Origin of the sequence: Sulfuriflexus mobilis, assembly GCF_003967195.1 — a bacterium.
GTDB classification, from domain to species: domain Bacteria; phylum Pseudomonadota; class Gammaproteobacteria; order AKS1; family AKS1; genus Sulfuriflexus; species Sulfuriflexus mobilis.
In genome coordinates, this window is record NZ_AP018725.1 from 2,206,338 (window position 1) to 2,227,711 (window position 21,374).

Consider the following 21,374-nt stretch of genomic DNA (forward strand, 5'->3'; position numbering starts at 1 on the left):
GCCTAATACTTAAAATCCGTTACATTTATATTACACAACTATCTGACGGCTTCACCTTCCGCATCAGGCCTTTAATAATGGTTACAATACCAATAATAAAGGATATCAATAGCAGTGGCCCAATGACTACTATATCAGCACGGGAGTCAATATTCGTCAATTCCGGTTTCCACTGCGCCAGAAACACCTCCCAGTATCCGTAAATCAGCCACATGACGGCGCAAAAGATCAAAACTATTTTATAGCGAATAATATAACGCGGGAAAAAAACCGGGATAACAAATATCAGTGCCACCAGCATTACGGCCAGTGGATGGGCAGACAAAAACGCGAAGAGTGGATACAAGTATTGCACTTCCTTCCTCCATCTTTTTTATATTTGGCCTTCTAACCAGCCTATCGTTTTACATGCTCTTTGAACTGCATTTATATGGGGATGGAGGGAATACGCCTTGCCCAGGGATATTATCACTGGCACGGCCTACTAACAGGCAAGCTCTTTACTTTCCCGACATCCATACTTATTTTTTTACCGTTTATGCGCCGGCTGGGGCCATAACGGAAGATATTCGGTGTCAACCACGATGGGCAACTGGCTTTATTATGCGTTTATTTTTCCGTATTGGGAAGGGCCTGCGGCGTGTCGCGGACATTGCCTACGGCGATATGCCCGTCACTTTATCCAGGCAAAATACTGCGTGATTTTGCCCGCGCAGGCTCGCCCTGACGCTACGCGGCCTGCCCTGGAAGGGTGCTCAGGGTCGTGACGGCCTCAACAGCCGTAGCGCCCTGCCCCCGAGGCGTCCACAGCATTCTGGCAGGCGCAGAAACAGATGATACATACGCCCGCCAGCGAATTTGATATACTGATCTGCCACGAACAGAAAACACTACAACATGTCGCATTTACCCCGTATTTTCCGCCACAGGACCTCTCTGCTGATCGTTACCATCGCCCTGCTTGGCGCCATCGCCGGTCAGTGGCTATACCACAGTACCCGCACATCCAGTCCCGACCTGCGTGAACTCAATGCCACCGTCTTTAGCAGCCCGCGGGATGTCCAGCCCTTTCGTTTACTCGACCATCATGGCAACGTCTTCACCGAGGCAAGCCTGGCCGGGGAATGGTCCTTTGTGTTTTTTGGTTATAGCAACTGCCCGGATGTCTGTCCCTCTACCCTGACCATGTTAAACCTCATGCTCAAGGCGCTTTCAAAGCAGTCGGCGGAGATGGCCCTGCCCCGGGTCATGATGGTCTCGATTGACCCGGAACGCGATACCGTTGATCAACTTGCGCAATATATGCCTTACTTCAACCCGGAATTTGTTGGTCTGACGGCCGGCTCACCGGCAGAGATTGATATCCTTACCCGACAGTTTGGCATCGCCTACCTGTTAAACAAAAAATCCGCTGATGACAAGGAATATAGTGTCGACCATAGTGGTGCTGTGTTGCTCATCAACCCACAAGGCAGGCTACACGCCCTGTTCTCTGCCCCGCATGACCCCATCACTATGGCCAGTGAGTTTGCCCTCATTCGAGGCGCACATGAATAGGCCGTTTATCTTTCTGGCCCTGCTTGCCAACCTGCTTTTCAGCCCGTTGAGCAGGGCAAGTGAACTGTCTATTGAAGATGCCTGGATTCGCGAGGCGCCCCCGGTCAGTAAGGTACAGGCGGCCTATATGCTTATCCACAACCGCAGCAGCGATGACATTGCCATCACCTCGGCCAGCAGTCCATTGTTTACCCGTATCGAGTTTCATCGCACGGAAATGACTAATGGCCTTATGCGCATGCTGCAGGAAGACACGCTGACCATTCCGGCGAAGGGCGAGAAACACCTGCAGCCCGATGGCACGCACATGATGCTGTTTAATCCTCAACGACCATTAAAGGCCGGAGACAAGGTGCCCGTCACATTAAGACTCGGCGAGCATGGTAACTTTGCGTTCGAGGTCACGGTAAAGAAGGCCGGTGATGAGGCTCACCACCCTCATCAACACCACTAACCATCGCCTGGAATCATGAATACTCTTTTTTCCCGACTCGTTAGCCTGCTCCCCGCACATGCGATTTCCGGGCTTGTTTACAAACTCACCCGGGTCCGTCTGGTGTGGCTTAAAAACGCGCTCATCCGTTTGTTCATCAAAGTATTCCACGTCGACATGCGCCAGGCCGCTGAACCGGATGCCTGCGCCTATAAGGACTTTAACAGTTTCTTCACCCGTGCCCTGCGCCAGGATGCCCGCCCCCTGGCCACGGAGGCCGCCGCCATCCTTTGTCCTGTCGATGGCCAGGTCAGCCAACTCGGCGAGATTGAAGATAAACAAATCTTTCAGGCCAAACATCACCATTACTCACTCACGGCCCTGCTCGGCGGTTCCGAGGCGCTGGCCAATCATTTTATCAATGGCCGGTTCTGCACCATTTATCTCTCACCGCGCGACTATCACCGCATTCACATGCCTCTGTCAGGCCAGTTACGTGAAATGACCTATGTGCCGGGGAAACTCTTTAGTGTTAATCAGACCACTGTCCGCATGATCCCTGGCCTGTTTGCCCGCAATGAGCGTGTGATCAATATCTTTGATACCGAACAGGGTCCCATGGCCATGATCATGGTCGGGGCAATCAATGTCGGCAGTATGGAAACCGTCTGGCATGGCTGTATCACCCCACCTTACCGTAACGAGGTGATAACCTGGCGCTATGACCCGCAGACCGTTTCTCTCGATGCCGGTGATGAAATGGGCCGCTTTAATATGGGCTCTACCGTTATCCTGTTATTCGGCAAGGAAACGATGGACTGGAATGAAGCCTTGCAGGATGCATCGAGGGTGCAAATGGGACAACTCCTCGGTCGCCTGAATAACTAGGCCCTGTCGACAGCAAAGGCCAGCACCTCATCGATCGCCGTGGCACCACTCATCAGCATGAGCAGGCGATCAAGTCCCACTGCCACCCCGGCGCAATCCGGCAGGCCGCTTTGCAATGCCGAAAGAAAGTGTTCATCGACCGGTAGCTCTGCCCGCCCTGTCAGACGACGATGTGCGTTGTCAGCAAGCAGGCGTTGCCGTTGTTCACGGGCATCCGTCAGTTCATGGAAACCATTTGCTAATTCAACACCATTAATAAAACATTCAAAACGTTCGGCGACACGCGCATCCTCTTCACTGAGACGTGCCAGCGCAGCCTGTGAGGCCGGGTAGTCATAGATAAAGACCAGCCCCTCACCGAGGGCGGGCACGACCACCTGGTCCATGCATAAGTCCAGCCAGGCATCGTGATCGTCTTTATCCAGTCCAACAATATCGCCCAGGCCATGTCGTTCGGCGCAGGCCTGCAGGGCTTGTTGCTCCACCTCCAGTGGGTCGATGCCGGCGTGTTCGATAAAGGCCTGTCGATAGCTTAGGCGGTTTGTCTTGCCCAGCCCCGGCATCAGGACCCGCAGCAGCGCTTCGACCTCGGCCATCAAGGCATGCTGGTCCATACCGAGTCGATACCATTCGAGCAGGGTAAACTCGGGGTTATGCCGGCGACCGGCCTCGCCGTTACGAAAGACCCTGGCAATCTGAAAGATGTCACCACTGCCCGCGGCAAGTAATCGCTTCATGGCATATTCCGGTGAGGTATGCAGATACATCTGACCATCAGGCGGGGCATGAGGGCCGTCATAGTGCACGGTAAAGCTATTAATATTGATATCGGTATTACCGGCGGCGGATAACACCGGGGTTTCGACTTCCATCACCCGATGGGCATGAAAAAACGCGCGGACCTGCTGTAACAGTGCCGCGCGTTTGCTGATGCTCTCCAGCGACGCAGAGGGTCGCCAGTCATGTGACAAGGTATCAGCCCTCTTCCTTGGCACGTGAGACATATTCACCGGTTCGGGTATCGACCTTGAGTAACTCACCTTCGTCGATAAACAGTGGCACACGCACCACCGCACCGGTTTCCAGTGTGGCCGGCTTGCCCCCCCCCCCTGAGGTATCACCGCGTACACCCGGATCGGTCTCCACCACTTTAAGTACGGTGAAGTTTGGTGGTGTCACCGTCAACGGCGTGCCGTTCCATAGGGTCACGGTATACATATCCTGTTCCTTGAGCCACTTCAGGGCATCACTGACGGCATTTGCATCGGCACCGATCTGTTCATAACTCGCCGGGTCCATGAAGTACCAGAACTCACCATCATTGTAGAGATACTGCATATCGGTATCGATGACATCTGCAGCCTCAACACTTTCACCCGACTTGTAGGTACGATCGATGACACGACCGGTCTTCAGGTTACGGATTTTGACGCGGTTAAAGGCCTGACCCTTACCCGGTTTCACAAATTCGTTTTCGACGATGGCACAGGGATCACCATCGATCATGAGTTTAAGGCCACTGCGAAATTCACTAGTACTGTAGCTTGCCATGCTTTCCTCTCAATATTCACTCCAGCCGCGAGCCTGACCCCGGCAGATACGGTATGATGCCGCCTGGGCGACACTCACAAAGCGCATATGATACAGGGTTCCAGCACTTCTTTGCAGACAAGCTGCCACTGGCGACAGGTGCTGGCCACGGCGATCACCGACCCGACCGAGCTGTGGCAACGGCTCGGCCTGCCCGCCGAACTCCTGCCCGCGGCCCGACAAGCGGCAGAGTTATTTAGCCTCAGGGTCACCGAGCCCTACCTGGCGCGCATCCGGCATGGCGACCCCACCGACCCGCTGCTGCGCCAGGTATTGCCGGTTTCATCAGAACTTATTGATAAAGAAGGGTTTACAGCCAACCCTGTGGGTGACCTCGAGGCCATGTCGATACCCGGGCTGTTGCATAAATATGCGGGGCGCGCCCTGCTGCTGGCCACTGCCGCCTGCGGTATCCACTGCCGTTATTGTTTCCGTCGTACCTTTCCCTATACCGAGGCGAACCCGAGCCGCAATGACTGGGCGGAGGCCCTTGCCCATATCCAGGCCGATACATCGATATCGGAGGTCATCCTCAGCGGTGGCGACCCACTCAGCCTCAGCGACCAGCGCCTGGCCCAGTTGGCGAAAAAACTGGCCCGAATCCCACAACTTCGACGCCTGCGACTCCACACGCGGCTACCCGTGGTCGTTCCCAGCCGAGTCGACGATGCCCTCTGTGAGTGGTTGGCCGCAAGCCCCCTGCAGACCGTGATGGTCCTGCATATCAACCACCCGAACGAGATAGATGCGGCGGTAGAACAGGCCTGTAGTCGCCTGCGTGGCACCGGCACGACCCTGCTGAATCAGGCCGTGCTGCTGGCCGGGGTCAATGACGACATCGATACACAAACACGGCTCAGTGAGCGCTTATTTGAGGCCGGTGTCCTGCCCTATTACCTCCACCAGCTGGACCGAGTCCAGGGGGCCGCGCATTTTGAAGTTGCCGATGAGACTGCCCGCCGCCTGCAGCAGCAACTCCGCCAGCGTCTGCCCGGTTACCTGGTGCCAAAACTGGTCAGGGAGCAGGCCGGCGCCGACAGTAAACAGCCCCTCTAGGGCCTCCTTTTATATACATCGTAGTAATACGTGATCAAACCTAGAAGAAATCTTGCTATACTTTATATAGTTGCTGCGGTGGGGGCCGTACAACTATTGATCATAGACCTTAAGGAAGGGGTGTCCTATGTCTAGCGGTATCGATCTCAAGGGTCTGGCTATCCCTGCGCAAAAACGGCCGAACAAGGCATCCTTTGATGCTCGTCCCAGATTCATTGAGGCCTGGACCGCCAATCTGCCCATGGCCAACCTTGGCGAAACCTCACGCCGGGTCTTCAAGGCCATGATTGAAATTAACCGTTTGCAACTGCCGATAGAGGACCGTTACCGATCGCTCGAGGCCCTGTGTGAACCCTGCCAGCATGTGACCGCGTCCCTGGAAAAACACTTTATCGGCCGTCCGCTGCCCCTGAATAAAAAAAACCGCAAGATATCCGAGCTGGACCGGGCGCTGATGTCCGAACTGGCACTCGGTTACAAGATCGTTGCCCGCCAGCTTGTTGAAGAGTCTGCTCGACCGGATCAAAAGCTGCTCCTCAACGCCCTGCAGCGCGCGACGTTCTACCTCGGCCTGTTGTTACTTCGCTCCTATCAGGTTTATGCACCCTACCCGCGAAATGTCTGGCGTGAATTGCACAGCATTTACCGTTATGCCGAACACCACAAGTTGCTGGACAAAATCAGCAAGTCGCCCGTCAGTCCCGAGCTGGGTCATAACAACACCATCAACTTCCTCTACAGCAAGGTCCAACTGCTGGCCCTGGCCATGCCCTATCGGCTACATCGTGGTGAAGTGGAAAAGGTTTGTGTTCTGCTCAACCAGCTGGTGCCACTGGTCAGCCCCCAGACAATCCCGCTACAACAGGACTCACAAGGCCTGTTTATCATTGACCTGAACAGTGACCGGCAAGCCAGCTACCTCGCCCTCTACCCCGGTCAAAACTATCAGGACTGCCGATTACTCAATACACATGCCCTGGTAATGAACCTGCGACAACGCCTGGCAGACAAGGAACCAGCACTGTTGGACATCCTCTCTGAAGACTTGATTCAGCGTCTGTTGGCCTCCTGGAGCATCATGTCAACACGCAGCTTTTCACGTATTTCCAAGTGGTCTGAGCAGGTCGAGGTGGCCTTTGGCCTCAGCGCCGCACACTACTTCGTCAGTGGCGAGAAACCCTTTTCATTTGATGACACAACCAGGGATGAACTGTCCATACATGATGATCACACGTCTTCATTCAATACTACAAAGGTGAATGCGATCTCTGATCAATATACCGGCCCGGATGTCTGGACAACGAACTACACCTATTCCGGTAATGACCCACATAATGCCGTAGCAGATACCTATGCATTGAATAACACTGCCCGACATATCCAGTCCCTTGGTTTTCAAAGCTCACAATTAACCGTAAACAATGCCAGTGCCGGAGGCTATTGCCTGCTATCACAGCCCAATGGGAATATCTCGGTACATATTGGCGACCTGCTGACGATACGGGAATCTAATGGTAAAAGTATTGAGCAATGGGCCATTGGTGTTGTCCGCCGCATGATAAGCACTCGGCATGGTTGTCTCGAACTCGGGGTGCAAATGCTCACGCCGAATGCCCTTGCCGTGGCAGCCCGAGTCGAAGCTTATAATGGCAGAGCCTGTAACTCAGAATTCATGCGTTGCCTGATGCTGCCAGAACTGGGGGCGATTGAACAACCGGCTACCCTCATCACTCCGGCATTACCCTTCAAGAAAGGCAGCCAAATTCGTATAAGTCTGGATGACAAACAGGTCATTGCAACCCTGACCCGGCAAATGGAAACAACGCGTAGCTTCTCTCAGTTCGAGTTCAGCGTACGGGAGGCAGAACAAGCCATCGCCCCTGTCAGGGTCACGAAAGGTGAAATCCACTCGCGGGCAAACTTTGATTCCCTCTGGTCTACGCTGTAGAAAAGACGGTTCAATACATCGATAAAAACGGCGCGCTATAATGCACAATGCCACCGCCCTTTAGCGCGCCTTTATCAAGTTCGATCAACATTACGGCATCTTCCGGTACGGGCAGATTACAGCGAACTGACCACTTGCTGGCAGGCTCAAAACCCAGGCGACTATAATAATCAGGCTTGCCGACTGCTATCATGGCTGCCATACCCTCCGACTTTGCCTTGTCCTTGGCCTCCTCGACGAGGACCGTACCAATACCACGGTGAGACTGTGAGGGCACCACGGCCATTGGCGCGATAATCATAATAGGGGTATTAGTGTTTGCCCCTGCCAGGGTGCCCGCTGTCATCATCAAGTGTCCGACAGGACGGCCATTAAACTCCGCCACCAGTGAAAAATCCGCTCGATAACCCGGCTGCTCGCGTAAACTCGCCACCAGTTTCGCCTCATCATCCCCTTCAAAGGCGCTCAGGTTTACCACATCTATCGCCTGGTAGTCCTCCGGCCGCTCTGCCCTGACAACAATCTTACTCATATCTCACCTCCAGAGGACTGAAATGTAAATTTTAATTAACTATGCTTATTAGTAGCAGCTGTCACCAGACCTGACAACCTCTTTCGTGCATGATCATCCCAGGCCAATAACGAGTCCGGTATCAGGGCCTGAAAATAATCCCGGTCTATAGGTCAAATTTATGATTTATCGGCGGTTATACTATAGAATTTATCGATAATCTGGATAATACTTTCGAAGAATAAAAATTCTCAGGGGTAGTAATGGAAAGGGATAATACACTTCACCTGCTCATCGTCGATGAATCCTCCAATGATGCAGAGGTAATCACCAACATACTGCGCAATGCAGGGCATGCAGTGCGCGCTACCCGCGTTGAGGATGAGGAGGACATGCAGGAGGCACTGGAGAAACAGAGCTGGGACCTGATCATAACGGCCGAGAAACTGACCAATATGAATGCCCAAAAGGCCATCCAGTTATTACGACAAACCGAAAAGGATATTCCGCTTGTCATTGCCGCCAATAATAGTCATGACCTGACCGCAGGGGCGGCACTCCAGGCGGGTGCCTGCGACTACTTCAGAAAAGACGAAGAACCCGAGCACCTGCAATATATTGTTAAGCGTGAGATCAGGGCCCTTAACGACCGACGCCAGCTGCGTAAATTTAACAAGGCGGCCAGGGAAAGCGAAAAACGCTGCCGCAGCCTGCTCGACAGTTCGCGGGATGCCATCACCTATGTGCATGAGGGTATGCACCTGTATGCCAACCCGGTGTACATGGAATTATTTGGTTATGATGACCCGGAAGAGATTGACGGCATGCCCATCATGGATATGGTTGCCCCGGCCGATCACGAGGTCTTTAAAAAATTCTTACGCAAATTTTCCAGTAATCAGGATGAAATGCAGGGAGAGATCGAAGTCAGGGGGATTCGCACCGATGCCAGCGAGTTCAATGCCGTCATGGAATTTACCCCGGCCTCAGTAGACGGCGAAGCCTGTACCCAGATTATTATACGTAGCGCCTCAGACAAAGATCTGGAAAAACAAATAAACCTCCTCAGCAAACAGGATCTGCTCACTGGCCTGTATAACCGACAATATTTTACCGAAACACTTGAGCAGACACTTTCCCGGGTAGCCCTGGAGTCCAGTCAGGCGGCCATGCTGTATATTGAGATCGATGATTTCGAATCTATTAAGGATAGTGTCGGCCTGGCTGCCAGCGATCTGGTCATTAGCGATATTGCCAAGGAATTGCGTACCAGTATCGAAGAACCTGACATCATTGCACGCTTTGGTGACTTCAGCTTTGCCATCCTGCTTGAAAAGGCAAACCATGAATCATCGGAGAAATTTGCTGAGAGCCTGCGTAAAAAAATTGAAGACCATATTTCGGATATTGGTGGGCAAACCATCACCGCAACAGTCAGTATTGGCATTTGCCCGATTGGTGAAAACTCCAGCAGTGCACAGGATGTGTTAAGCCGTGCCAGCAATGCCTGTAACACGGCTGGTGCTAACCATATCCATGTCTTCAACCTGATGGCCGTAGAACAGAAGGACAAAGAGCGCAATGCAGTCTGGGTGGAAACCCTGCGCGAAGCCTTGTCAAATGACCAGTTCTTCCTGACCTATCAACCTATTGTCAGCCTGCACGGTGATACCAAGGAAAACTATGAAGTACTGCTTCGCCTTCAGAATGCAAGCGGTGAACATATACTGCCGCAAGAATTTATCCCCACTGCTGAACAAACCTCATTGATGCCGGACATTGACCGTTGGGTAATTCGTAATGCACTGCAACGTCTGGCCGCAGAACATGTTAACAACAAACAAACCAACTTCTTTATCAAACTCTCCGGCTATTCTCTCAATGATCCGAGCCTGCTGCCCTGGTTGAGTGAACAACTCAAGGAGTACCGGGTATCCGGTGATGCCGTGGTGTTTGAGCTGGATGAGGCCAGTGCCTTTATGCACCTGAATGAGTCAAAGAACCTTATTGCCGGCCTCAAGCAACTGCACTGCAAGGTCGTACTTGATCACTTTGGCAGTGGGCTCAATTCCATCAAGAATCTCCGGCACCTGGATGTGGATTACCTGAAGATAGATGGAGACCTTATTAATGGCCTCGCCGACGATAACCAGAGTCAGGAAGCGGTCAAATCCATTATTCAAACCGCACACTCGATGGGTAAACTGACCATCGCCGAATTCGTACAGGATGCCAATTGTCTCGCCCTGCTTTGGCAATATGGTGTCAATTACATCCAGGGTTACTTCCTGCAAGAACCCAGCACGGAACTAAACTACGACTTTACCGCCAACTCCTGATTAGTCAAGAACGTGTGACACCAGGCCATCTGCGAGCTTGGGTTCAAACCAGGTTGACTTCGGCGGCATTACGTTTCCCGAATCGGCTACTGCCATCAGCTGCTCAATGCGAGTTGGGTAAAGTGAAAAGGCCACGGCCATTTTGCCACTGTTCACGCGCCGCTCAAGTTCGGCCAACCCCCGGATACCACCGACAAAGTCGATACGTTTGTCACGACGCGGGTCACTGATACCTAACACGGGTTCAATAAGCTGATCAGCCAACAGACTAACATCAAGGCTCGCCACCGGGTCATCCACCGGAACGCGATCAGCGTGGATATTCAGCCTATACCAGCCACCCTTCAGGTACATACCAAACTCACCATTTTGCGTTGGTGAAACGGCGCTGGCACTTACTTCAACATCAAAAGCCGTAGCGGCTTTTTCCAGAAATGCCTCGACTGAAAGTCCATTCAAATCTGTTATGACACGGTTGTAATCCAGTATCTTCATCTGATTATCAGGGAAAATCACCGAGAGAAAATAATTATAACTCTCCTGGCCATTGTGCGATGCATTGCTCGCCTTACGGGCAGCGCAGACACGTGATGCAGCAGCCGAGCGGTGATGGCCATCTGCAATGTACAGGCAATCCATGGCATCAAATGTCTCTGTGAGTTTCTTTACCTGTGCCGGGACATTGACGGCCCAGAGGGTATGCCTGACACCATCGTCTGCTGTGATATCTACATCTGCTGAAGTTTGCGTCACTTGCCGTGCGATCTCGTCAATCACCTGTGAGTGTCTATAGGTCAGGAATACCGGTCCCGTCTGGGCGTTGAGGGCATCGATATTACGAACCCGGTCATCTTCCTTGTCCGGGCGAGTGAACTCATGCTTGCGAATACGATTACTGTCGTAATCCGCTACCGATGCGACGGCGACCAGGCCGATCTGCTCGTGCTCGCCCATGATCAGGCGATAAAAGTAGTAACAGTCTTGTGTATCACGGGCGAGTACAGCCTGTTCGACCATCGCCTGCAGGTTCGCCGCCCCTTTGGCATAGACCTCGTCGCTGTATGGGTCGGTGCCCTCAGGGAGGTCAATCTCCGGCTTGGAAATATGCAAAAAACTCCATTCACGCCCTTTGGCACGCTGACGCGCCTCTTCGGTATTCAGTACATCATAAGGCGGGGCAGCCACATCGGCGGCTCGCCCCGCTACCGGGCGTAAACCCTTAAATGGACGGATCAGGCTCATTTAACACTCCAGACGGTCATAAAACGTGATTTTAGGCCGCGTATTCTACACGTTCTGTCCCCGGGCAGACAGCACCGCCCATGCCCTCTACCACCAGAAGATAATACACTGATTTATAATGTGAATATTCTGCCAAAATGTGCACCGGTTCACAAAACCTGCTCGCCAGACAGCTGGCCGTCATTCGATCTCGGCGAATGTGTAATGACATGCTATTCTTTCATAAGTTGTTGATAAGGAATTTAGGTAATGTTCGGCATAAAGACAGAAAAAACAACCACGTATCCCCCCGCCTCCCTGGGTGAGGAGGCGCGTGGTGGCCTGAAACGGCTGTGGCAACAGCTGAACGCCTACCTGCCGCGACATATCCCTATTGCCGTCAAGCTCTCCTTCGCTATCTCCCTGCTGGTCACCCTTGGTATGGTCTTGCTCGGCTCGGTCGTGATCACCAATCAGGAAAAACTGCTACGCAGTCAGATTAATGCACACGGGAATACTGTCGCGATTCAATTGGCCGAATCGTCCAAGGAATTGATCCTGGCCGATGATAAGTTAAGCCTCGGAGTACTGACCCGGAACATGTCCAATGATGAAAGCATTCTCGGCACCAGTGTTTTCGACGATAAGGGTAACATCCTTGCCAGTGCCGGCATGACCCCACTGAAAGACGGCAACCAGCTGATCAATATACGTAAATTGATGGATGGCAACACCCATAACCTGGAGTGGCGTCAGCAAAGCACCGATGACGCCCAGAAAAATCTGGTTTCCTTTCTGCACCCGATTACGTATCAGGGCCTGCAGGTCGGCTATGTTTTGATTACCTTCAGCCGTGCAACACTCGACACGGCCCTCAGCGACTCAGTTCGCGCCATTACTGCAGCGACCATACTAATGATCATCCTTGCGATCGTTATTTCCTTTGTCATGTCGAAAAAGGTCTCGAGACCCATTAATTACCTTATGGATGCCAGCAAGGCCATTGATGAAGGACGTCTGACCTACCGTATTTCTGAACGGCGTAATGATGAAATCGGCAACCTGATTACCGCCTTTAATTCCATGGCAGATGGCTTGCTGAAAAAGAGCCAGGTAGAGGATGCCTTCTCCCGCTTTGTTTCGACCAATGTCGCCAAGCAAATCATGAACGACCTCGACCACGTAGAAATTGGTGGCGAGCATGTTCACGGCACGGTTCTGTTCGCGGATATTGTCGGTTATACCGACATCTCTGAAAACATGCCGCCGCAGGATATTGCCCAGTTACTGAATGAATACTTTTCCTACATCGGTGCTGCCACCAAACTGTATAATGGCACTATTGATAAATATATGGGCGATTGCGCCATGATTGTGTTTGGGATTCCGCAACAAGACCCTCAACACATTTTCAATGCCGTCGCCTGCGCAGTACTGATTCAGCGGCTCGTAGAAAGGCTGAATACCATTCGTTTGGATAAGGGGCTGTTCCCGGTACATTTCCGCCTGGGAATCAATTCCGGTGAAATGCTCGCAGGTAATATGGGCTATAATGATCGCATGGAATTCACGGTAGTAGGCGACTCTGTTAACCTGGCTTCACGCCTTTGTACCTTTGCTGCCCCAGGTGAAATTGTCATTAACAAGGATACCTATATCGAACCGGGTATCAGTCAGCAGATCATTGCCCGCGAACATAAACCCATCAAGTTACGCAATCGCAAACACCCTGTTACCACCTATATAGTCGATGGCCTGGCACCACAACAAGAAGCCCTGATGAAAAAACAAATTGAACAAATCCTCGCCGGCAAGGCTGCTGCATGAAGGCGCTTCGCATTCTGGTCATTAGTGGCCTGCTTCTTACACAAAGCGCCTGTAGTTTTCTTGAAGTGCAAGGCACTATTCCGAGTATGGAAAGAATTGATGCCTGGGTTGCCGACGATGAGTTTGGTCAGGCACTGAGTTCACTTGAACATATCCCGGCCGAGACGCCGAATTTTTCTGCCTATGTTAGCAAGCGCAAAGAGGTCGCACTTCTAGCCGATAATTATGAGCGCCGTATACTTGCTGAACTGGACAACAATACCAACAAACAAGACTCTGCCAGCCGCTTGTCACTGCTCGACAAGGCCCTCGGAAAATATCCTGATAGTGAAGCCCTGCGTAAAAAACACAAGGCACTGCTTACACAGCACCTGCGCAGGGTCCGTAAACTTGATGCAGAGGCTCTGCTGGTACGCGCACAGCTCCTGTATAACAAGCTACCCTTGCACGAACAGGATGCCCGCGAATCGCCCATTAATATTTCGGCACAATTCAAGCTGCAAAGCATGCGTAGCGAAATTGCAGACATGCATAATCGTCTGACGGCTATGGCCCAACTCCTGCTCGATGATAAAGACTATGCACTGGCCAATCGTTGCCTGGCCCAGGCACGCCAATTCCCGGCAGGACAGGATTCACTCGAGCAACTCGAAGTCTTGCAGAAACAAATTAATACGCGACAGAAATCCATTGCTGCCAAGAAATCCAAAAAACTGGGTAAAAAGAAGAAAGACCGCAGTAATCGTCTGCAACAAGATATTGATACGGCTATTAATAATAACCAACTGGTCAAGGCAAGTAAATTACTTGACGAACTGGGAAAGCTTGACCATAACAACGCGAATTATTTACGTCTGAAGTTACAACACCAGGAAAAAGTTACCGCCATCGTCAAGAAAAAAATTAATGATGGCAATACCCTCTATCGTCAGGAGAATATCCTGCAGGCAAAAAAGGTCTGGGAAGAGGCCCTTAGACTGGACCCCGGTAACAAGACCCTGCAAACCAGCATACTGCGTGCAAAACATGTGCTGAAAAAACTCGAGCGACTTCGTCAGCAACAAAGCGCCACTGACAACTAACGATCACTTGTCCACAACAACCAGAGCATCGACTTTCTGGTAACCCTGCGGTAATTTGCGTCCACGCTTACCACGTTCATGCATGTAATGTTCAAGGTCTGTCTGGCTCAAAGTGACATGTCGCTTTCCTGCCTGAATGCGCAATTTCTGATCACCGGTGATTACGGCCATCGCCGAGGTGTATTCCTCACCCGTCTTGAGTTTTGCCGAGGGGATGTTTAATAGTTTGATGCCCTTGCCCTTCGCCATAACAGGCAAGTCAGCAACATCGATCACCAGCAAGTGACCCTCACTACTAACCAGAGCCAGCCAGTCTGTTTCCATATCAGTGATCTTTGATACGCCAAGAGCCCTGGAAAACTTGCCGGTATTAAGCATGCTCTTACCGTTTTTGTTCTTCGCGTACAGGTCAGCCAGTCTGGTCACGAAACCATAACCACTGGTGCTGGCAACCACGTAAAGATCATCGGGCTTGCCAATCATCACACCTTCGAAAGTCGCGCCATCGGGTGGGTTAACGCGACCCGATAACGGTTCACCCAGACCTCTTGCCGATGGCAAGCTGTGCGTGGTTACGGTGTAAACACGCCCCGTAGAATCAAGGAAGACACTCGGCTCGGTACTGCGACCACGGGCGGCATCCCTGAAAGCATCCCCTGCCTTGTAGTTCATTTGCAGCGGATCAACATCATGGCCCTTGGCTGCACGTATCCAGCCCTTCGTTGACAACACCACGGTAACCGGTTCGGCGGAAACCAGGGCAGTTTCATCCATGGCCTGTGCGGCCTCACGGCTCACGATGGGTGAGCGGCGATCATCCCCGTATTTCTCGGCATCCTCAGTGAGCTCGGTTTTGATCAGACTTTTCATGCGCTGCTTCGAACCCAGAGTCTTTTCAATCGTCTCACGTTCCTTTGCCAATTCCTTCTGCTCGGTGAGGATCTTAATTTCTTCCAATTTGGCAAGGTGGCGTAGCTTCAGCTCCAGTATCGACTCGGCCTGACGATCAGATATCCTAAAGCGCTTCATCAATACCGGCTTCGGTTCATCTTCCCGGCGAATAATGGCGATCACTTCATCAATATTCAGGAAGGCAATCAGCAGGCCCTCCAGCACATGCAGACGATCAGTGACCTTTTCAAGACGGTGCTCAAGGCGACGTCTGACCGTGTTGGTTCTAAAAGTCAGCCACTCACTGAGAATCTCTTTCAGGTTGCGTACCCGTGGCCGACCATCGGTACCGATCATGTTCAGATTAACACGGTAGGTACGCTCCAGGTCGGTCGTTGCAAACAGGTGTGCCATGAGTTCATCGATATTGATTCGGTTGGAACGCGGTACTATCACCAGACGCGTCGGATTTTCGTGATCCGATTCATCGCGCAGGTCTTCAACCATAGGCAATTTCTTTGCCGTCATCTGTCCGGCGATCTGTTCAAGTATCTTGCCGCCCGAGACCTGGTGCGGCAAGGCGATGATTACCGCCTCGCCATTCTCCTTAACATAACGGGCCCGCATGCGGATGCTGCCATGCCCGGTCTCGTACATATTGCGGATCTCTGTTTTCGGGCTGATGATCTCGGCATCGGTCGGATAATCCGGTCCCGGGATATGCCTGGCCAGATCAGCCAGGCTGCTCTTGCTGTTATCCAGTAAATGGATGCAGGCAGAGACGACTTCACGCAGATTGTGCGGCGGAATATCTGTGGCCATACCTACAGCAATACCGGTGGTACCATTAAGCAGTATATTCGGTACGCGTGCTGGCAGCAGAGATGGCTCTCGCAGGCTACCATCAAAATTCGGCACCCAATCAACTGTACCCTGCTCAAGTTCAGACAACAGGGCCTGTGCATAAGGTGTTAGCTTTGATTCCGTATAACGCATCGCGGCAAAGGACTTTGGGTCATCCTGCGAACCCCAGTTACCCTGACCATCGATAATCGGATAACGGTAAGAGAACGGCTGCGCCATCAGCACCATAGCCTCATAACAAGCGCTGTCGCCGTGCGGGTGGAATTTACCCAGCACATCACCGACGGTACGTGCTGACTTTTTATACTTCGAACTGGCTGACAGACCCAACTCGGACATAGCATAGGTAATACGACGCTGCACCGGCTTCAAACCATCACCGATATGTGGCAGGGCACGATCGAGAATGACGTACATCGAGTAATTGAGGTAGGCCTTCTCGGTGAAATCCTTTAAAGGCATTTGCTCAATCGAATCAAAATCAATCTCCGCAGTTTTTTCAACCACGGCTTTGGATTTGCTCTTGCGTGCTGTTTTTTTCTTACCGGCCATAATCTTTCATCAACTCTTTCTAGTGCACCTCAGCGATGTCACCATTTTGTTCCAGCCAAGCCTTGCGATCAGCGGCACGTTTCTTGGATAACAACATATCCATTATCTCAGAGCTATTGTCTTTTGCCGCAATCGTCAGTCGCACCAGACGCCGGGTATCCGGGGCAATTGAGGTTTCACGCAATTGCAGTGGATTCATCTCACCCAGGCCTTTGAATCGTTGCACATTGACCTTGCCGCGCTTCTTCTCGGCACTGATACGGTCGAGAATACCCTGCTTCTCATCATCGTCGAGGGCGTAATACACCTCTTTACCCACATCGATGCGGTAAAGTGGCGGCATGGCGACATAGATATGCCCTGCCTCAACCAGTGGCCGAAAATGTTGCAGGAACAAGGCGCATAACAGGGTGGCGATATGCGCACCATCAGAGTCCGCATCAGCAAGAATACAAATTCGGCCATAACGCAGCCCGGCGAGCTTATCAGAGCCGGGGTCGACGCCAATCGCGACACTGATGTCATGCACCTCCTGTGAGGCCAGCACCTGGGTAGACGCCACTTCCCAGGTATTCAGAATCTTGCCGCGTAGCGGCATCACCGCCTGGAATTCGCGATCGCGTGCCTGCTTGGCTGAGCCACCTGCCGAGTCGCCTTCGACCAGGAACAATTCACTGCGACGTACATCCTGCAGGCTGCAGTCGGCCAGTTTACCCGGCAAGGCAGGGCCAACGGTGACCTTTTTACGCGCCACCTTCTTACCTGCCGCCAAACGCGTTTGTGCATTGGATACCGCCAGCATGGCAATCCGTTCACCGCCCTCCGGATGCTGATTCAACCACAGGCTGAAGGCATCTTTCGTCACCCCTGAGACAAAGGCCGCACACTCGCGTGATGACAGTCGCTCCTTGGTCTGTCCGGAGAATTGCGGGTCATGGTGTTTCAGAGAGATAATGTAGCAACAACGGTCCCAGACATCTTCCGGGCTGATCTTGACCCCGCGCGGCAGTAACTTGCGGAACTCACAAAATTCACGGATTGCATCGGTCAGCCCCGTACGCAAACCATTAACATGTGTCCCCCCCTGAACGGTCGGGATCAGGTTGACGTAACTTTCGGCCACCATCTCGCCACCTTCCGGCAGCCAGACCACGGCCCAGTCAACGGCCTCTTTCTCACCCTTCATCACTCCCATAAAGGGCTCTTCAGGTTCAATAGGTTGTTTGCCGATCGCCTCGAGCAGATAATCCTTCAGACCATCCTCATAACACCAGCTGATGGTGTCCTTGGTCTTCTCATTTGTAAACGTAACTTCCAGTCCCGGGCAAAGTACCGCCTTGGCCCGCAGCACGTGCATAAGTCGTGGCAGGGAATAATTTGTGGAGTCGAAGTATTTTTCATCCGGCCAGAAGCGTACCGTGGTACCGGTATTGCGCTGACCAACCGTACCGACCACTTCCAGTTTTGAGGCCAGTTTGCCACCCTTGAAGGCAATGTTGTATTCCTTGCCCCCACGACGGATCCAGACCTCGAGGTGTTTGGATAACGCATTCACCACCGAGACACCCACACCGTGCAGGCCACCCGAGAACTCGTAGTTCGAGTTTGAAAACTTACCGCCAGCGTGCAGGCGGGTAAGGATCACCTCAACACCGGGGATCTTTTCCTTTGGGTGTTTGTCGACTGGCATACCACGACCATCATCCCTGACCTCCAGCGAGCCATCCTTAAACAGGGTAACCTCGATCTTCGAGGCGTGACCGGCCATGGCCTCATCGACACTGTTGTCGATAACTTCCTGGGCAAGGTGATTGGGACGCGTGGTATCGGTATACATCCCCGGACGTTTACGCACCGGGTCAAGACCACTCAGTACCTCGATCGACGAGGCATCATACTTACTGCTCATGCGGGGGACCTTCTCACATGCGAATCATATGTAAAGTTACCAATCACTACGGGGACCACCATCATTAAAATCCAGTGGGTAACGAATTCGCCGTAACATCTCTTTGACGGAGTACGGTTGATTTAGCTGATCACACATATAATAACGTTTAAAATTTATCCTGTGCGCCATCACACCCTCGTCATTAATACGCTCCCAGTGACTGCTACGTGCCTCGCTAAAGCCACCGTCACTGTTACCATAGGCATAAGTGCGATACTCACCCGCAGCGCAATTCAAACCCTCAAACATGACATTACGTGCACCACTATCTGATTCAATCACAACACTGTAGCGAACAACTCCGCTGTCGCTCACACTGAGATTCTTTTCATCAACATAAAAGGTATACGGTCGATTGGCATTATCGACGTCAACCTTCAGCAAATCATCGGCTGATGGGTAGGCAGGGATAGAGACATTGCCCTCCTCCCAGGCAGGACCTTCAATATAACCGCCGCCAAGGTCCGGTTCGGCATCTTCAAGTGCGGAAAGTGGTACCGACAGCAGCAGGCCGCTGCAAAAAAAGGAAAGAGTGAGCCAGATAGTCTTGTTCATATCCGCACAGTGTACCCCAGCATGGCGCGGGGACAAAGTACCAGAGTAATATCTTCCCCGGAACAGGCCCGGAGAATATCATGGTGTTCAGGCCAGATCGGCCGCCAGACTATCACGGATATTGGCTGGCAGTGCGGCAATACTCTCATTGTAGGCATCGTGCTCAATACCGGCGCCGATATCGGCACCCGCCTTCGCCGCGTTAACCATCTCCGGCGTTAATTCAAAGCGCATAAAGTGTACTGCGGAAGTTTTTTCCGTATTATTGCGCTCCAGATCCTCATCGGCGATGGCATATACCCGTTCATGGCCAGCGACCTGCATCCAGACCTTGTCTTCGATACCGATCATCTTCGCCAACGCAGCCTTACGGGCATTTTCGTCAGTGAATTCGATCATGAAGGTGGCCTTCCAGTTACTGCCATCCGGGATCAGCGGATTATAGGTATCCAGTTCTTCCTTGATACCCTCGGCATCAAAGATACGTTCGATGCGCAGCATTTCCTGTATCTGGTATTGCATGGTCAGACGATCTTCAAAGTACAGGGTCGCATTCGCACCCAACTGCACCCGTCGGTCCTTCTTATGCGCAATCACCCGGGCACGAAATTCCGCGCGCTGTTCCGCGTAGGTTTCGAGACTCATCAAATCATCACGGTTCAACATGAGAAAACTCCTTCGAATTAAATGCCGTAAGCCTTACGCAACAGGCTCAGGGGGTGTTCGGGCTGACTGCCATCGGCGAGGCCATTGGCGATATGCTGACCTGCCATCGGACAATCACTGGAATAGTGGTCAGCCTTCGCCTGCTTGACACGATTAACCACCGGGCGGCCAATCTTCATTGATACCTCGTGGAATTCTTTCTTCACCGCATAGGTACCATCATGCCCGGAACAACGTTCGATGGCGTCAACCTCGGTATCCGGTATCAATTTCAATATATCGCGCGTCTTCATACCAATATTCTGTACGCGCTGGTGACAGGCCACGTGGTAGCTGATCTTGCCCAGGGCCTGGCTAAAGTCAGTACGCAGTTTGCCGTGCTTGTGGCGCAGCATCAGGTATTCAAACGGGTCATAGATGGCCGCAGCCACCTTTTGAACCTCGGCATCGTCCGGGAACATCAGGCGCAATTCCTGCTTGAACATGAGTACACAGGAAGGTATCGGGGCGACGATATCCCAACCCTCATCGACCAGCCTGGCCAGCACAGGGATATTCGCCTCTTTCGCCTTGCGTACGGCTTCGAGATCACCCAGTTCCAGTTTCGGCATACCGCAACACTGTTCCTTCTCTGCCAGCTTCAGCGGGATCCCATTGTGTTCAAACACGGCGACCAGGTCTTCGCCGAGTTGCGGCGCATTGTAGTTACCGTAACAGGTTGCAAACATGGCGACCTTGCCACGGGTTTCTGCCGTCGGCGTGGCCCTGGTCTCGTCAACGACATGGTCTGCGAGGCGCTTGCGCATTGTTTTGCTATGATATGCCGGCAGCACGGCATCGGCATGAACGCCAAGTGTCGCCTCAAGCACCTTGCGCAACGGCCGGTTCCGGTTAACCGCATTGACAATGCCGCTGACGACCGGGATACCGGTCAGGCTGCCAACTTGATCTGTTGAGGTCATTATCTTGTCGCGCGTGCTCGCGCCCTGCTTGCGGAACTTTATCGCCTTGGCGCGTAACATCAGGTGGGGAAAATCCAGGTTCCACTCGTGCGGCGGCACATAGGGACACTTGGTCATGTAACACAGGTCGCACAGGAAACAGTGGTCAACGACCTTCCAGTAATCCTTTTTGTCGACACCATCGACTTCCATGGTCTCGGACTCATCGACAAGGTCAAACAGGGTCGGGAACGACTGGCACAGACTCACACAGCGACGACAGCCATGACAGATATCATAGACACGCTCAAGTTCTGCATTCAGCTTGTCTTCATCCCAGAACGACTCGCTTTGCCAGTCCAGCGCGTGGCGTGTCGGAGCCTCAAGATTGCCTTCACGAATACCTGCTGCCATGGTTTAGTTTCTCCCGCTCGAAAAAAATCTGCTATGGAAATATCACGGCCGGCATCATGCCGGCCGTGATAGGGACTACAGCGTGGAG

General features: G+C 52.4%; 18 protein-coding genes. 8 read left to right on the plus strand and 10 right to left on the minus strand.

Going from position 1 to position 21,374, the window contains the following annotated elements; translation table 11 throughout:
* Positions 1-25: 25 nt before the first annotated feature.
* On the minus strand, positions 26-355 hold the full coding sequence (locus EL386_RS10780) for a hypothetical protein (protein WP_126456104.1): 330 nt from the start codon (positions 353-355) through the stop codon (positions 26-28).
* A gap of 542 nt (positions 356-897) precedes the next feature.
* Here EL386_RS10780 and EL386_RS10785 point away from each other — a divergent pair.
* Genes EL386_RS10785 through asd form a run of 3 tightly spaced genes read left to right on the plus strand, consistent with a single transcriptional unit; the run spans position 898 to position 2,878 of the window.
* A complete protein-coding gene (locus tag EL386_RS10785) occupies positions 898-1,557 on the plus strand; it encodes an SCO family protein (protein WP_126456106.1) in 660 nt (219 codons plus the stop codon).
* Positions 1,550-2,011: a copper chaperone PCu(A)C gene (locus tag EL386_RS10790; protein WP_172597710.1), complete on the plus strand. Its 462-nt coding sequence runs from the start codon at positions 1,550-1,552 to the stop codon at positions 2,009-2,011. The genes EL386_RS10785 and EL386_RS10790 overlap by 8 nt, the downstream gene beginning before the upstream one ends.
* 15 nt (positions 2,012-2,026) lie before the next feature.
* On the plus strand, positions 2,027-2,878 hold the full coding sequence (gene asd / locus EL386_RS10795) for an archaetidylserine decarboxylase (protein WP_126456110.1): 852 nt from the start codon (positions 2,027-2,029) through the stop codon (positions 2,876-2,878).
* Here the strand turns inward: asd and epmA are convergent.
* Entirely contained in the window at positions 2,875-3,882 is a 1,008-nt protein-coding gene (gene epmA / locus EL386_RS10800; protein WP_126456112.1) for an EF-P lysine aminoacylase EpmA, read from the minus strand. The genes asd and epmA overlap by 4 nt on opposite strands.
* A complete protein-coding gene (efp, locus tag EL386_RS10805; protein ID WP_126456114.1) occupies positions 3,854-4,429 on the minus strand; it encodes an elongation factor P in 576 nt (191 codons plus the stop codon). The genes epmA and efp overlap by 29 nt, the downstream gene beginning before the upstream one ends.
* A gap of 87 nt (positions 4,430-4,516) precedes the next feature.
* On the opposite strand from efp, the gene epmB reads away from it, so the two are divergent.
* Together epmB and EL386_RS10815 are read left to right on the plus strand one after the other, a co-directional pair.
* The gene (gene epmB / locus EL386_RS10810) at positions 4,517-5,524 is read left to right on the plus strand and encodes an EF-P beta-lysylation protein EpmB (protein ID WP_126456116.1); all 1,008 of its coding nucleotides are present in this window, start codon (positions 4,517-4,519) and stop codon (positions 5,522-5,524) included.
* Positions 5,525-5,651: 127 nt separating this feature from the next.
* The gene (locus EL386_RS10815; RefSeq protein ID WP_126456118.1) at positions 5,652-7,472 is read left to right on the plus strand and encodes a hypothetical protein; all 1,821 of its coding nucleotides are present in this window, start codon (positions 5,652-5,654) and stop codon (positions 7,470-7,472) included.
* A 10-nt stretch (positions 7,473-7,482) separates the two neighbouring features.
* Here the strand turns inward: EL386_RS10815 and EL386_RS10820 are convergent, their stop codons facing one another.
* On the minus strand, positions 7,483-8,004 hold the full coding sequence (locus EL386_RS10820; RefSeq protein WP_126456120.1) for a GNAT family N-acetyltransferase: 522 nt from the start codon (positions 8,002-8,004) through the stop codon (positions 7,483-7,485).
* 242 nt (positions 8,005-8,246) lie between these two features.
* On the opposite strand from EL386_RS10820, the gene EL386_RS10825 reads away from it, so the two are divergent.
* Positions 8,247-10,322 (plus strand): EAL domain-containing response regulator, encoded by a 2,076-nt coding sequence (locus tag EL386_RS10825; RefSeq protein ID WP_126456122.1) that lies wholly within the window; start codon positions 8,247-8,249, stop codon positions 10,320-10,322.
* Here the strand turns inward: EL386_RS10825 and EL386_RS10830 are convergent, their stop codons facing one another.
* Positions 10,323-11,564 (minus strand): DUF1015 domain-containing protein, encoded by a 1,242-nt coding sequence (locus tag EL386_RS10830; RefSeq protein WP_126456124.1) that lies wholly within the window; start codon positions 11,562-11,564, stop codon positions 10,323-10,325. It lies immediately after the preceding gene.
* Between the two features lie 249 nt (positions 11,565-11,813).
* Here EL386_RS10830 and EL386_RS10835 point away from each other — a divergent pair, with 249 nt between their 5' ends.
* Together EL386_RS10835 and EL386_RS10840 are read left to right on the plus strand one after the other, a co-directional pair.
* Positions 11,814-13,370 (plus strand): adenylate/guanylate cyclase domain-containing protein, encoded by a 1,557-nt coding sequence (locus EL386_RS10835; RefSeq protein ID WP_126456126.1) that lies wholly within the window; start codon positions 11,814-11,816, stop codon positions 13,368-13,370.
* Complete coding sequence (locus EL386_RS10840) at positions 13,367-14,452, plus strand: hypothetical protein (RefSeq protein WP_126456128.1); 1,086 nt, start codon at positions 13,367-13,369, stop codon at positions 14,450-14,452. The genes EL386_RS10835 and EL386_RS10840 overlap by 4 nt, the downstream gene beginning before the upstream one ends.
* Before the next feature lie 3 nt (positions 14,453-14,455).
* Here EL386_RS10840 and parC read toward each other — a convergent pair whose 3' ends face one another.
* The 5 genes from parC to EL386_RS10865 form a co-directional block, all read right to left on the minus strand.
* Complete coding sequence (gene parC, locus EL386_RS10845; protein WP_126456130.1) at positions 14,456-16,759, minus strand: DNA topoisomerase IV subunit A; 2,304 nt, start codon at positions 16,757-16,759, stop codon at positions 14,456-14,458.
* A 19-nt stretch (positions 16,760-16,778) separates the two neighbouring features.
* Positions 16,779-18,668, minus strand: coding sequence for a DNA topoisomerase IV subunit B (gene parE, locus EL386_RS10850; RefSeq protein ID WP_126456132.1), 1,890 nt, complete (start codon positions 18,666-18,668; stop codon positions 16,779-16,781).
* 36 nt (positions 18,669-18,704) lie between these two features.
* Positions 18,705-19,265 (minus strand): CNP1-like family protein, encoded by a 561-nt coding sequence (locus EL386_RS10855; protein WP_126456134.1) that lies wholly within the window; start codon positions 19,263-19,265, stop codon positions 18,705-18,707.
* An 87-nt stretch (positions 19,266-19,352) separates the two neighbouring features.
* Positions 19,353-19,931, minus strand: a complete 579-nt coding sequence (locus tag EL386_RS10860; protein WP_126456136.1) for a DUF3501 family protein — start codon at positions 19,929-19,931, stop codon at positions 19,353-19,355.
* Positions 19,932-19,948: 17 nt separating this feature from the next.
* On the minus strand, positions 19,949-21,286 hold the full coding sequence (locus tag EL386_RS10865; protein WP_126456138.1) for a heterodisulfide reductase-related iron-sulfur binding cluster: 1,338 nt from the start codon (positions 21,284-21,286) through the stop codon (positions 19,949-19,951).
* Between the last annotated feature and the right edge of the window lie 88 nt (positions 21,287-21,374).